Origin of the sequence: uncultured Imperialibacter sp. (assembly GCF_963974565.1) — a bacterium.
GTDB lineage: Bacteria > Bacteroidota > Bacteroidia > Cytophagales > Cyclobacteriaceae > Imperialibacter > Imperialibacter roseus.
Genome location: NZ_CAXBCJ010000002.1, coordinates 48,003 through 62,938, shown reverse-complemented (window position 1 = coordinate 62,938; position 14,936 = coordinate 48,003). Strand labels below are relative to the sequence as shown.

8 protein-coding genes are annotated in these 14,936 nt (G+C 45.8%); 4 read left to right on the top strand and 4 right to left on the bottom strand.

Annotated features, from left to right (window positions below; translation table 11 throughout):
- The first annotated feature begins 338 nt into the window (after nt 1-338).
- The 3 genes from AAC052_RS03090 (at nt 339) to AAC052_RS03080 (ending at nt 4,096) form a co-directional block, all read left to right on the top strand.
- Complete coding sequence (locus AAC052_RS03090; protein ID WP_317491737.1) at nt 339-677, top strand: helix-turn-helix transcriptional regulator; 339 nt, start codon at nt 339-341, stop codon at nt 675-677.
- Nucleotides 674-3,283: an ABC transporter permease gene (locus AAC052_RS03085; RefSeq protein WP_339810849.1), complete on the top strand. Its 2,610-nt coding sequence runs from the start codon at nt 674-676 to the stop codon at nt 3,281-3,283. Before AAC052_RS03090 ends, AAC052_RS03085 begins: the two co-directional genes overlap by 4 nt.
- A gap of 129 nt (nt 3,284-3,412) precedes the next feature.
- Nucleotides 3,413-4,096 (top strand): hypothetical protein, encoded by a 684-nt coding sequence (locus AAC052_RS03080; protein WP_339810848.1) that lies wholly within the window; start codon nt 3,413-3,415, stop codon nt 4,094-4,096.
- On the opposite strand, the gene AAC052_RS03075 is transcribed toward AAC052_RS03080, so the two are convergent.
- The 4 genes from AAC052_RS03075 to AAC052_RS03060 form a co-directional block, all read right to left on the bottom strand.
- Nucleotides 4,093-4,626 (bottom strand): hypothetical protein, encoded by a 534-nt coding sequence (locus tag AAC052_RS03075; protein ID WP_339810846.1) that lies wholly within the window; start codon nt 4,624-4,626, stop codon nt 4,093-4,095. The two genes, AAC052_RS03080 and AAC052_RS03075, sit on opposite strands and share 4 nt — an antisense overlap.
- Nucleotides 4,627-4,726: 100 nt before the next feature.
- Nucleotides 4,727-5,287 carry a hypothetical protein gene (locus AAC052_RS03070; RefSeq protein ID WP_339810844.1) on the bottom strand — a complete coding sequence of 187 codons (561 nt, stop codon included), beginning with the start codon at nt 5,285-5,287 and terminating at the stop codon, nt 4,727-4,729.
- 105 nt (nt 5,288-5,392) lie between these two features.
- Nucleotides 5,393-7,003 (bottom strand): SusD/RagB family nutrient-binding outer membrane lipoprotein, encoded by a 1,611-nt coding sequence (locus AAC052_RS03065; RefSeq protein WP_339810843.1) that lies wholly within the window; start codon nt 7,001-7,003, stop codon nt 5,393-5,395.
- 18 nt (nt 7,004-7,021) lie between these two features.
- Nucleotides 7,022-10,234 (bottom strand): SusC/RagA family TonB-linked outer membrane protein, encoded by a 3,213-nt coding sequence (locus AAC052_RS03060; RefSeq protein ID WP_339810842.1) that lies wholly within the window; start codon nt 10,232-10,234, stop codon nt 7,022-7,024.
- Between the two features lie 612 nt (nt 10,235-10,846).
- On the opposite strand from AAC052_RS03060, the gene AAC052_RS03055 reads away from it, so the two are divergent.
- Nucleotides 10,847-14,920 (top strand): two-component regulator propeller domain-containing protein, encoded by a 4,074-nt coding sequence (locus AAC052_RS03055; RefSeq protein ID WP_339810840.1) that lies wholly within the window; start codon nt 10,847-10,849, stop codon nt 14,918-14,920.
- Nucleotides 14,921-14,936: the final 16 nt, after the last annotated feature.

Below are 14,936 nucleotides of genomic sequence, written 5' to 3'. Positions count from 1 at the left end.
AGGAGCATCCTGCCTCCAATGGGCATTCAAACATCTCCACATCAGGGTTAGGTGGTGGCAAAATTTTACGTTTCATTGTTACCTTCTCCATTAATCGCAGTTATACCATCAATGTCGTTTAGTTAAGAGCATTTTGCCCTTAATACCTAAAGGGGCCTACTAATGGTCATTGTATCGCCCTTTAGGGCCAGGGATAAAAATGGAATTGGGCGACGGAACCTCTTAACTAAACGACATTGGTTATATCACCATGAAATCACTGAATTCATGCGCATCACTATTAAGATTGCTTTTAGGATTTAAATATTTTAATTACATTTAGTATTAAAATAAAAATCATGGGCAAGTATTCAATAGGGGAGTTCGAGGAAATTGTGTTGTTGACCGTGGCGGTGCTTTACGGCAACGCCTACGGTATCACCATCAAAGAAGAAATAGAAACAAGGCTCAGGCGGTCGGTGAGTGTGGGTGCCATGCGCATTGCCCTTAAGCGGCTTGAGAAGAAAGGCTTTCTGACATCCGAGTTTGGCGAGGCCACTGCCGTAAGGGGCGGGAAGAGAAAACGTTTTTTCAAAGTAACCCCCTTTGGGAAGAAGGCGCTTGAAGAGGCCATGGCGGCTCGTCAGCAACTTTGGGAGGCCATTCCGGCAGTCGCCTTCGACTTTAAGTTTATATGAGCAACAAACCTATAGAAAAGTCCATTCCATCGCCGCCCAAGTGGCTACTGACGTTTCTTCGCTGGTTCTGCGATCCGGATCTACTGGAAGACGTGGAAGGCGACCTGACTGAATTATTCGAGCGGCGGGCGGAAAGCAGTTCAACCCGGGCACGGTGGCTATTTGCGTTGGATGTATTAAAGCTCCTCCGGCCAGGTATCGTCAAAAACTTTGCATTTGTCACAACTCAAAATAACAACGCTATGCTATTCAATCACATTAAAATGGCGATTCGCCATGCGCTGAGGTACAAAGGGTACACTGTGCTCAATCTTTTCGGACTCATTGTGGGGCTTACGTCGAGTATCCTTATTCTACTATGGGTCAACGATGAGGTAGAAAAGGACCAGTTTCATGTAAACGCCGACCGCATCTATCAGGTATGGCGCAATATGTACCAGGCCAACGGTGAGGTTATCACCACCGGAAGCATTCCCGGCCCTTTGGGAGAGGCGCTGGCCAACAATTACCCAGAAGTGGATGAAGTAACCTACTACAGCTGGGAGCTGGAGCTTTTGTTTCGCCTCGACGAAAACGTGTCTTATGAAAAGGGGAGGTATGTTTCACCCGAATTCTTTAGCATTTTTAGTTTTCCTTTTGCCGCAGGCGATCCGGCGAGCGCTTTGAAAGATCCGCATTCGGTTGTAATCTCCGAAAAACTCGCTAAAAAGTATTTTGGAGAAAGCTGGAAAACAGATGCATTAAGTAAGGTGATTAAAATAGATGAAAGTCAGGAGTTTACAGTGTCTGGCATTTTTGAAGACATCGATAGTCAGTCTTCAATGACTTTTGATTTTGTGCTCCCTGCCCACGAGTATATCGCCCGTAACGAGTGGATCAAGAGCTGGTTCAATGGCGGTTTTAGTATCTACTTTACAGTGAAGCCTGGCGCCGATCTGGCCGCCGTGCAGCAAAGGATAGAGCAGGAGATCAACAAAAATACAGACAATGCAGCTGATGAGCGGCTCATGGTGCTGAAGGCCACCGACACCTACCTGCATTCCAATTTCAAAAACGGCGTGCCCTCCGGTGGACGGGTTCAATATGTGAGAATACTTACGATCATCGCTATTTTTCTACTAGTGATTTCCTGCATCAACTTCATGAACCTTGCTACAGCCAGGGCCAGCCGGAGAACGAAAGAAATTGGCGTTAGAAAGGTGCTTGGCGCCCAAAGGCGCACGCTGGGGCAGCAGTTTATGGTAGAATCATTCATGATCACCATTGTAGCAGCATTGCTTTCCATAGGATGTGTGCTGCTCATCATCCCTTACTTCAACGGCCTTACGGACAAACAGCTCTACCTTGATTTTACAGACGCAAGGTTTTGGATGGGGATATTCGCTTTGATTGCTGTTACCGGCTTGCTTTCCGGGAGTTACCCTGCTTTGCTATTGCCCTCCTTCAAAGTGACTAACTCGCTGAAAGGAGCAGTCCGGCAGTCTGCCTCAAGCATCTATTTCAGAAACGGCCTTGTCGTTTTCCAGTTTGCTTTGTCCATTATTCTGATCATTGGAAGCCTGGTGGTCGCCCGGCAGATGAATTTTGTGCTCAACAAAAACCTGGGCCTCGACAAAGAAAACATGGCATACTTGTACATGCCGCAGGACCTGGCCAACCGAAGGGACGTATACAGAACCGAGTTGCTCAATATACCCGAGGTAAAGGAAGTGTCTTTTGCCAGCGGCAATCCACTGCAATACGGCCGCTCGACAGGCAGCTCGCAATGGGACGGCAAAGATCCCAATGCAGAAATAGAAGTCAATGTATTGATGGTGGATTTGGGTTTTTTCTCTTCTATGGGAATGGAGATAGTTGACGGTCGTGATTTCTCGAAGGACTTCGCCTCAGACACTACCAATTATATTATCAACGAAGTAATGGCCGACATTATGGGTTTCGACGAGCCACTGGGTCAAAACCTGTCTATTTGGGGCAGCAAAGGTAAAGTGATCGGCATCGTGAAAAACTTTCACATGCAAAGCCTGTATGAGCCGATTGCGCCTGTTATTGTTACCTACAATCCTGCGTACACCTCGGTAGCGCTCATCAGACTTCAAAACGACATACCCAAGGCCATAGCAGGTATTGAAAAGGTAACGACGGCACTTAGTCCTGCTTTTCCCTTTCAGTATGAGTTCATGGACACCAGCTATGCCGCATCCTACCGCACTGAAATGTCGCTCAGCGCTCTGGTGAACATTTTTGCCATAGTATCGATCTTTATTTCCTGCCTGGGGCTGTTTGGGCTGTCGTCCTTTTCAGCCGACCTGCGTTCCAAGGAAATTGGCATCAGAAAGGTGCATGGTGCCAGCGTGACGGGTTTGATCATGCTACTGTCCAAAGACTACACCCGTTTGATGATTGTGGCCTTTGTGCTGGCAGCACCGGTGGCCTGGTATTATATGCAGGAGTGGCTCAACAGTTTTGCCTTTAGAACTGACCTAACGTTGACCGCTTTTCTGCTGGCTGGGCTCACTGCATTTGTAGTAGGTGCGCTTACCGTGAGCGTGAAGTCCTATCAGGCAGCGAGCGTGAATCCGACGAGAACGCTGAAGGATGAATGAATCGTACTGCATAAGGCTCGGCAAATCGGCTCGCTACTCTATTGCAACGGAATACTGCATGATTTGCGACAATTAGCTGTCCTAATCCGAATATTGTCTTTAGGCACGATTTACCTTAACTTCAATAAGATGGAAAGGAACTTAACAAAATTCATACTCTTCTGCGCTAGCTTGTTGGCAAGCTGCCAGCAGAGCTATGAAATCCAGGACATTGAAGGCCTCTGGCAACTGGAAACCTATGAGCAAGATGCTTTGGCAAAATCGTTTAGTCCTGTCTTTTTGGAAATCAATAACAACGGAAGTTTTGCCGTTTCAAGGGTAAAAGGAGACCTGACTGGTGTGTTCAAGCTCCAATCAGACAAGCTGGCGATGTACAGTACGGACGTGGAGTGGTTCAACTCCACCTGGTCGGTATTTCGGTACGAAGACCTCCTTAAGCTGAAGGGGAAAGATGACAGAGCCCGAAATGTGACTTTGTCTTTTACCCGAATCAGCGAGGTACCTGGCTTCGAAGAATTCGAGCAAACCATTGTAGGGGAGTGGGAGCTTTACAAAATAAGGAACGGGAACAAGGTGGAACGACTGCAGCAAACAGTCTTCAGCATAGACGAGAGCGGAAATTATTCAATTGTTGCTGCAGGTAATACACAGGAAAGCGGCGTGGCAGTCATCAACACAAGGCACCGGAAAATCATTTTTGAAAATGACCAGACGGAGTGGAAAGCGTGGTTGTATGGCAGAGAGCTACGGCTTACTAATGAAAAGACGGGAGTTGAGTATAGCTTGAGAAGGAGGGAGCTGAGTTTGAATTAGTTGTTCAATGCCCCATCATCTACCCAGCAGGCAATCATGTCTATTTCGGCGGCTGTGAGGGTTCCGTTTCTCGGCATGTCTCCCGATTGCGTGCGTGACTTGATGTCGGATGGGTTGAGCTTAATATTATCAAAATTATTGTAGTCGATATTTCCCGAGCCGTCGTGGCAACCACTAATGGCGCAATTGGCCTCAATAATTGGTTTGATGGAGGCTGCAAAGCTTATGCCGGAATAGATTTGAACGTCCAGAGTATTGGTGCACCCTCCGGAATCTACTACCCCCACAATATACTTCCCCGGACCAACGCCACCAAAGATTCCACTGGCCTGAAAGGCACCTCCATCGAGCTGGTAGCGGTAGTCTCCAAAACCGCCGGACGCTTCAACTTCGACTACACCCGCTGAAGCGCCACAAGAAGTATCCGTCGAACCAACTAAAGTCAGTGTTAGCCCGGATCCGGTACAGTCTTTATCGACCAAATCAGCTTCCTGATCACAGGAGGTCACGGTGAGTAGCAAAAGCAACAAAACAAATTTAGTTAAGTGATTGGCATCCATTCCTGCAAAACAGGAATACCATGAAATTGTTTCGCTAGCGGGCGGTCAGGTAAAAAAAAGATTTGTAGAGCTAGTTAAATAGTGCTCCGTCATCTACCCAGCAGGCTATTTGCTCAATTTCGTCATTTGTTAAACTGCCAACCTTAGGCATCACTCGTGCCTGAGTGAGCCCCTTGATGTCAGCCGCTGATTTTTTAATATTGGCAAACACCTTAAAGCTGATGCTACCCGAACCATCATGACAAGTGTTGATGATACAGCTATTCTCGATGATAGGCTGTATCGATTCTTTGAAAGAAATTCCAGATGAGATATGCACCGTCACTGCTCTGCTACAGTACAATGAGTCCATCACGGAGACTGAGTAAATACCAGGTCTCAAGCTATGAAACACACCAGTTTTCTGTGCTGGTCCGTCATTTAAGAAAAATGTTTTATCGCCCAAACCACCAGATGAAAATACTTCGATCTGCCCATTTGGAATGCCGCAATCTGTGGACGTTACATTAATAATGGATATGGCCAACCCTGACCTTTCACAATCTGAAGTGGCAGGATCCAGAGGATCCAGGCAAGCGCCTGTGGCAACAAGCAAAAGCATGATAAAGAACTGACCGAATTGCTTTCTCATTATTCAATCAAGTTAAATGAATTTCTATTGACCCCCAAAAGAAAAAAGTCCCCGACTATCATCGGGGACTTTCTACTATCTATTTGATTTATGGTTTATTAACTATCAGTTAGCATCCCACCAAACCTTGGTAGTATACTGATCTGGCAGCGTAGCTCCAGCCTGAATATTAGCCTGGTTAACGGCTGTTTCGTGCGTTGGTAGCTTCAGCCTTACGGGAATCGTACCATCAGTTACATTGTTAGGATAATTAACTGGAGTAAGCACTGGAAAACCAGTTCTTCTCCAATCAGACCATGCTTCCCACCAGTTGAAAAACTTGCTGATCCACATTTGGTTACCAATCATTTCAAGACCGGCTGCACCAGCTGTGTAAGGACGAGCTGCTAAATATGCGTCAACCTGTGCATCGGTAACAGTCATTGCCTCAATGGCCGCCTCGTCGCCCTGAGCGTAAGGAACATACATCTGCATGGCAGCACGCACACCAGCATTGTAGTGCGCTGCGGCACCCGTTACTCCACCAATTCCACGCTCTGCAGCTTCAGCAAGTAAAAACTCAACTTCCGCATAGTTCATGAGCATATATGGATCATCGTCATCCAAGAGAATAAGGTTGATTCTCGAGAACAGAACGCCGGCATTAGCACCAGTCTGGCCAACGTACAGATCAAGTGTTCCCTGATCAAGGCCGTTTGGCATACCTTCCTGAATAAGCGGGTCAGTATCACCATCAACACCATTGCTAAGGATAGACAGCCTTGGGTCGTCATCAGCAGTGCTGCCAGTGTTAGCACCTTTTAGCATATCAACCAGCGTCTTACTGAGGGTAGATGGCTGTCCACCGTCACCAGCAGCAAATGCTCTCGAAATACCGTTCTGGTTAGTCCACTCACTTGGGCCTAAGTCCATAGGTACCCATGTGTTGTCGTCGTTGCTCGTGAAAACACCGCCGGAAACAGCCTTACCTACATAGGTTGCAGCAGTTGTGGCGTCGACATTGGAGATACGCATGGCCAGACGAAGCATCAGCGAATAACCCCACTTCTTCCATTTGGTAATGTCGCCATCATAATAAAGGTCAGCAGCAGCAAAACCTTCGTCAGGATTGGACGCACTTAGCGCAGCTGTCGCCTCATCTAATTCCTTCAATAAGTCCAAATAGATGGTTTGCTGATCGTCGTACTCAGGAAGGAAAGTACCCTGTATCCCTTGCAATGCGTCGGAATAGGGGATATTACCATAGTAGTCGGTTAGTCTGTGAAAGTTGAATACACGGAGGATTCTGGCTGCCTCCCTCATATTCTTTCTCTGACCAGCCTCAAAGCCATCAGGGCCAGTTTGTCTCAGGATCTCAGCAATATTCTTCAACTGATCACCATAGATAAATTCCCAGGGAGCGTTAAACGACTCAACGTTATCAGTGTACTTATCTCCGGGGGCAATACCACCACCGGCATTTGCCAACTGCTGAATAGCATAGGCACAAAAGCCGATATTGGTTCTCCAGTCAATATACCGGTTATCACCTGCTGAACCGCCTGCCGCAGAACCAAGCTGAGCAGCAGTAAACAGGTAATTCATATTTACTTCGTTAAGTGCCTGCGGATTAATATTCAGGTCATGAAGATTATCCGTATCGCAACTTACTGCGAAGAAAAAAATCGCAATGGAAGCAACAACGATCTTATTTATTTTATTTCTAACGTATTTCATTTCTAAGCTATTTAATGTTTAGAATCCTACTCTTAAGTTGAAACCGTAACTACGTGTAGTAGGCATGGCAAAATACTCGAGTCCCTGCGCACCAGCATTTGCTGAATAGGCAGACTCTGGGTCAACATTGTCAATATTCTTATAAAGAATAGCAAGGTTTCTCGCAACAAAAGAAAGCGATACGTTTTGGAACGGTGTATTATCCAACATCGTCCTAGGAAGGCTGTAACCTAAAGTCAGCTGTCTCAACTTCATAAATGAAGCGTCGTATAAGAACATTGAGCTGATCGCAGTACTTTCACCACCTACGTTACCCCAGTAGGTACGAGCCTCCTGTGGAGTAAGGTCTCTGTCAACTGGAGTGAATGTGCCATCTCCATTGGCTGTAACACCTTTAATATGAAGAGGCTTCTCGCCTTCACGTCCGATCAGCGACTGCTGATGAAGTCCCCACTGAGTCAAACGGTTGTTAGTTCCAGAGAAGATGTCACCACCCAGTTTGATGTCAATCAAAGCGCTGAGGTTGATCCCTTTCCATGAAACCGAGTTGTTAATTCCACCCGTCCAATTAGCAAGACCATTTCCTATCGGAACGTAGTTAGTAGATGCCAGAGGGCTTCCATTAGCATTAAATATAGGCTCTCCATTTGGGCTCATCTGCTGAACACGGCCAGTGATGGTACCGAAAGGTTCTCCAACAATGTGCTTGATGAATACGTTTCTTGTGCGGGGTTCTTCCAGTGTGAATTCAGTCACGCCATCAACAAGGTTAACCACCTTATTTTTGTTTCTTGCAAGGTTCACAGAAATGTCCCATGTAACTTCTCCTCTCACGGGAGTTCCAGTCAGTAAAAGCTCAATACCCTTGTTCTGAAGCTCGCCAACGTTCACATTGGTAGAACCAAAACCAGAAGCACGGGAGATCGTCACGCCCAAAATATCGTCAGTTGTTGTTTGATGATAGTAGGCAAAGTCAACGCCAAATCTGTTGTCAAAGAACTTGGTATCAAAACCAACTTCAATTTCAGTAGAAAGAGCTGGCTGGAGCGCAGGGTTTGGAATATTTCCGTTGTTTCCACCGGCTGAAGAGAAGGTTCCCATGGTGTGACCCAGGTGAGAATTGCCATTCAGAGAGTAGGTGAGGTTCGCAGCGTATGGGTTGATGTTAACGATACCCACTTGCGCCCACGATGCCCTTGCTTTACCAAAGCTCAACCAGCTAGGCAGGCCTGTGAATGCGTCAGAAAATACAAAGCTAGCGCCGACAGAAGGATACAGAATGCTGTTGTAGTCAGGGTTCAATACTGAGAACCAGTCGTTTCTGAAAGTTCCCGTCAAGAACAGATAACCATTATAGCCAATTTCTGCCGAACCAAATACTGAGTTAATCCCTGATTCTGAGAATCCATATCCATAGTTACGAGTGGCAGCGTTGTTGATGGCTGGGAAGAAATCCACGTTAAAGCCATTACCATTGGCAGCGATTCTCTCACTTGACCTGCGCATCACGTTACCTCCAACAAATGCATTAACGCTAAACTGGCTGAAAGTCTTGCTTCCACCTAAAGTCCACTGTGCATTAGTTTCACGTACTCTGTCCTCGCCTTCAGAAAGTGATCCACCCAACTGGTAGCCTGTTCCCTGCGGAGTCAATGACTTGTCTCTTCTGGTGTACCAGTCCATTTGATACTGACCTGTAACATACAACCAGTCAGTGATGTCATACTTTGCAGTACCAGCACCTATCAAACGATCCCTGGTGTCATCATTGATAAATTGCTCTGACGCCCAGTAAGGGTTCTGTCCCCAGTTGTTGGCAGCTGGAAGCAATTCTTCTCCAACTCTTCTTGGAGAACCTCCCTGACCGTAAATCAGCAAAAGATCATCTGATGTTCCTGCTGGTATCGCTCCTGGCTTATTTGGATCTCCCTTGTAGTCAAGCACGTTCATGTTGCCTGGCATTCTCCAAAGCGACTGTACCGCATTTCCGGGTGAGTCAGAAAGAACAGGACGGTTATGAGCCGTTTCATGCGTATACATCATCTTAGAGGTGATCGTCAACTTTTCTCCAAACTTGGAACTTGTAGAAAGCGTTAGGTTTGTTCTGTCATAACCTGAGTTAGGAATGATGCTATTGCTTCTCAAGTCAGCAGCTGAAAGTCTGAAGGTTTGCTGGTCGCCACCACCGCTAATAGATACACTATTAGTGAAAGCATTGCCTGTTTCATAGAAACGCTTCCAGTTGTCGCCCTGGTGAGAGTAGGGACGTGAAACGCCATCAAACTGGATGGTGTTACTTGCGTCATATCGGGTGCCCCATGAGTCACTACCCCAGTTAAATGCCTGCTGAGCGGTACCAGGTTTTGTTGCAACACCGTTCACATACGAACCCTGACCATATTTGGTCTGAAGGTCGCTGAGGTTAATAACTGTTTCTGCCACGTAGTTTGAGTTGAACTCAATACCAAGACCTTTTCTTTTGGTACCTTTTTTGGTCACCACGTTGATAACGCCATTACCAGCACGTGAACCGTAAAGGGCAGCAGCAGCAGCACCTTTAAGTACAGTGATGGACTCGATGTCATCGGGGTTGATACTGGTAAGACCATCTCCTTCGTCACGACCACCCCAAAGACCAGCCTGACCGAAGCCAGAGTTGTCCATAGGCACACCGTCGATTACATACAAAGGCTGGTTTTGTCCGCCCAGTGTTTTGTTACCACGAATAACGATACGTGAAGAACCGGCAGGACCACCAGAAATTTTGCTAACGTTTACACCAGCAATTCTTCCTGAAAGGGCGTTACCAAGGTTGTTTTCACGTGCTTGAGTGAAGTTGTCACCTGACACAGTGGTCACAGATGACTGAAGTGCTTTCACACTTCTTTCTACCCCAAGGGCAGTCACAACAACTTCGCTAAGCTGGGTCACGTCTTCTGCCAGGGTAATATCCAGCACTGAGCGGCTTCCAACTGTTACTTCCTGTGCTGAGTATCCAATGAAGGAATACACAAGAACAGTGTTGTTGTCGGGAACAGCGATCTTGTACTCGCCGTCCGCATTGGTAGTGGTACCGGTAGCAGTCCCTTTGATAATTACGTTGACACCGGGAAAACCTGTGCCATTAGGGTCAACTACTTTACCACTTACTGTTCTTTGCTGAGCGAATGCTGTTGAGCACGCCAGAAAGAAGAGCAGCGATAAGCTAATAAGTAGGTAATTGTTTTTCATAACATGAATGAATTGGTTTAAAATGATTTAACCAGTGTTTATAGTATACACCGGGTGTGCAGGTGGTCATGAACTGAGTCCTCCACATTTGGGGTTTAAGAATTTTGCTTTACGGGTTAATTTCATAGGCATAATTATTTAAGCTTTACGAGGTTATAGTACAAGATAGTATAAATATTAGATTTTTCGAAGGGCCATGGTGTCCAATATTAGGTTTGATACTTCAAACGGTAATACACACATAACGTAGCACTTTTTTGCATTATGACAATTGACACAAGTTGAGAAGAATAAAACAATTGAGGAGGTATAAATCCTTCAAATATAGATGACAAATGTTTCCAAAACCTATTCATGGGCATCTTAGCGACTGACTACGAATACCTCAACCTTCCTTATTATATTTGCTGATAATTGTACAATTGTGATATCGAAAACAGTCAGTATTTTGAGCAGCCGACTCAGGCGACGGCTGCTATTACCTTTTACTGCCTGCCTGTAGTTTGATCGGAGATTAGACTTTTTTAAGATATTCAACTAAATTACCAAAGCTGAATAGTAGCCCGAATGTTTTTCTGAGCCAGGCGCACCCATTACACTGTTACATATTTTATGAGACCATTTTACCTGCTTTCGCTTTTCTTGTGGATTTCATTTTTTTTACCGCTAGCGGCGCATGGGCAAGGCAAAAATGAATCTTTTTCGAGCCTTTCAGTAGAGCAGGGACTTTCGTCGGTCACTATTTCTGCCATCCATAAAGACAGCAAAGGCTATTTGTGGGTAGGCACTGAGGACGGCCTCAACCGTTACAATGGCTATGAATTTAAAATTTACAGGAACGATCCATCCGACGAGCACACACTTCTAACAAATAGAATCCTTTCAATTTTTGAGGATAGTAGCGGCACCCTTTGGGTAAGTACAGCCAAGGGCACATTGCACCGATACAATAGAGAATTAGATACTTTTATCCGGGTTCCTGAATTTAATAACCTGGTGATCAATGACATCAGAGAAGACAGCGAAAGACGGGTATGGTTCGTGGGCACCACAATAAAGTCGCTTAATTTGTCAGACAATAGCTGGACTGACCATACCGGCAATTTTAAGGGCCGCCTGTCTATTATCGGCATTGAGCAAATTCACAAGAGCGACTTTTGGTTGGCGGCGGACACGGCGCTTTACAAATGGAACCGAAAGACAGGCAACCTGAAGGTATATGCTCATGACCCCAAAGATTCCAACTCGCTGGGCTACAATTATTTATACTCTATTGCCAAAGATGATATCGGGAATTTATGGATTGCTACCAGGGGAGGTGGGCTGGACAAGTTCGATGTCAAATCCAGCAAATTCACTCACTACAGAACTTCCGAAAACAGAGAAAATGGTCCTTTGGTAAATGTGGTGAGAACTGTTTGCCCCGATGGTAACTACATTTGGGCGGGTACCGAAAATGGCGGTCTAAGCCGGCTCGACATTCGCACAAACAAGTTTGAACACCATGTGGCTGACAAAGACCATCCAAAGTCAATCAGCGACAACTCCATTAAGGCGCTGTATAAAGATAATGAAGGGAGGCTATGGATCGGTACTTTTTCATTTGGCCTGAGCGTGATTGACCCGTATCAAAACAAGTTTACATCGCTAAAGGCGGCCTATCAGAATACGGTTGTCAACGCATTGTATAAAGACTCAAAAGGACGCTTCTGGATAGGTACCGAAGGCGGTATTATGAAGGTGTACAAAGGCAATACTTCTTACTACCTGAATGATCCTATTGAATCGGGCCAGAATGGAATTCCCGTGCTGACGATTTACGAAGACCGTAACCACAATATTTGGGTTGGGACATGGGCGGAAGGTGTTTTTGTTTTCAATGAAGCCACACAAAGTTTTGACCGGTACGCTACGGTAGGAGGTTCAAGGAAAGATTTAAGTAATCAGAATGTATATGCATTGCATCAGGACAGGCAGAAGGCCAATATTCTGATGGGGACGTACTATGGCCTTAACGTGCTTTCGTCGAAGGGTAAAAAATCATTCACGCATATTGTGGATTCAACCTGGGCAGAAGACGCTTCCATTAATAACCTGAGAATAATTTTTGAGGATAAACATTCCAATATCTGGGTCGGGACGAACAGCGGCTTAAAGCTGTATAACTCGGAGAAAATGAAAATGGAGCCCGTATTTACAGAGAGTGAAAACTACAGTGAAAATATACTCTCGGTTATTTTTTGTCTGTTCGAGGACAGTAAGGGGCGCCTGTGGACAGGCACAGAATCGGGGCTCTATCACCTGAAAAGCAAAGATACCTTTGAGCGATACACTATTGACAACGGGCTCACCAATCACAACATAAAAGGTATATTGGAGGATAACCAGGGCCACTTGTGGATAAGCACCAGCAATGGAATGAGCGTGTTTGATCCTGAAAATGAAACGTTTAAAAACTACGACGACTCCGACGGGCTGCTGGTCAATGGGTTTAAGGGAAATTCATCTTTCAAAGACGCCGACGGGCTGCTGTATTTCGGAGGCAGCAATGGAATCATCACTTTCAATCCGTCAGAAATTCTGGACAATCCGCATCCGCCTTTGGTGGTGCTGGAAGACTTTAAAGTATTCAATAAGTCGGTCAGGGTAAACAGCGAAGATTCCATCCTTACCAGACACATTAGTGAAACCAAGGAGCTGAGTTTGAAAAGTGACTTCAATATTTTCAGTATCGAATACGCAGCACTCAATATGTCGGCCAGTGATAAGAACCAGTATGCCTACCGGTTGATTGGCTTTGACGATAAATGGAATTTTGTGGGCGAAACCAGATCCACCACTTATACCAACCTTGATCCGGGAACTTATGTTTTTGAAGTAAAGGCGAGCAATAACGATAGCGTTTGGAACGACAACCCAACCCGGTTAGCCATTACGGTGCTTCCCGCCTGGTGGGAAACATCCTGGGCTTACCTGGGGTATATAGCGATTGTGATATCCCTGCTTTACCTGTTTCGCAGAATTACGCTGATCAGGGCTCACTTTATCAATGACTTGCGGCTGGAGAGGCTGAAGCTCGAAAGTGTGGAGCGGCTAAACAAAACCAAGCTGCAATTCTTTACAAACATTTCTCATGAGTTCAGAACGCCTTTAACACTGATTATAGGCCCCATACAGAACCTGATCGACTCCGAGGGAATTGAGAAAGGGGTCAAGGGAAAGCTTCAATCGGTTAACCACAATGTGCTGAGGCTCCATAAGCTGGTCAATCAGCTGCTCGACTTCCGCAAAGTGGAGTCGGGGAATATGAAAGTGACGGCCATGGAAAGTAACCTGGTCAGCTTCATTAAGGAGATCAAATATTCTTTCGATACACTGGCTGAGGAAATGAACGCCGATTTTACGTTGCAAAGCAGTCACGAGGAAATCATGGTTTGGTTTGACCCGGATCAGATGGAAAAAGTGATTTTCAATCTTCTTTCGAACGCATTTAAAAAAATACCTAAAAAGGGTGTGGTGAGTATCAAACTGGAGCAAACACCCGACAAAGTCTATATTTCTGTTTTCGACAATGGCACGGGAATAAAAAGGGAACACTTAAAGACTATCTTTGAACCATTTTTCAGTTACGAGGAAGGAAGGCACTCCACAGGCACAGGTATCGGACTTTCCCTGAGCAAGAGCCTCATTGAATTGCACCATGGATCTATTGATGTGGAGAGCATTGAAGGGCAGTTTGCACGGTTTACACTGACACTTCCGCTAGGCAATGTTCACTTCAAACCTACAGAGGTAGTTGAAGGAAAAGTAGATATGTCGGTAACCTCGTCCCGTAGTGTTCATTCGCACAGCCTGCCTGCGGTTACCTCAGCAGACCCCATCCTGCATCCAGAAGGCACACCGACAGTTTTGATTGTAGAAGACAACAAGGAAGTGTCAGGCTATATCCAGTCTATTCTGTCGAAAGATTATCAGGTAGTAACAGCCTTCAACGGCAAAGAAGGACTTGAGAAGGCCTTGGAGACTAACCCTGACCTTGTTATATCGGATTTGATGATGCCTGTAATGGATGGCATTGCTCTATGCAATACTCTTCGGCAAACAGAAGCCACCTGTCATATTCCAATTATCTTGTTAACAGCGAGAACTTCTGAGATATATAAGGTTGAGGGGCTGGAAACAGGTGCCGACGATTATATCACAAAGCCGTTCAACAGCAAAGTGTTGGCACTCAAGGTGCGGAATCTGCTGGAAGGAAGAAAGAAGCTGATAGAAATGTTCGCTGACAGCAGGGCATTGACGCTGGAGCCTAAAAGTATTACCGTAACCTCAAGAGACGAAACATTTATCAACCAGGCACTTAAGAGCGTTGAGTCGAACATATCTAATACCAACTACTCTGTTGACGACCTGTGCAAAGACGTGGGGATGAGCAAAGCCACATTGTTCAGAAAACTAAAGGCTTTGACTGGTCAGTCGGCCAATGAAGTTATACGTACAATCAGGCTCAAGAGGGCCGCACAAGTATTGGCCGAGGGCGACTTCTCGATCTCGGAGGTAGCTTATATGGTTGGTTTCAATGACCCCAAATACTTCAGAAATTGCTTTAAGAAACTTTTTGGGCAGAGCCCATCGGAGTACGCCGACCATATGAAGGCCGGCCATTCAAACGATATATCGACCTGAACTTCGGTCGGCTTCG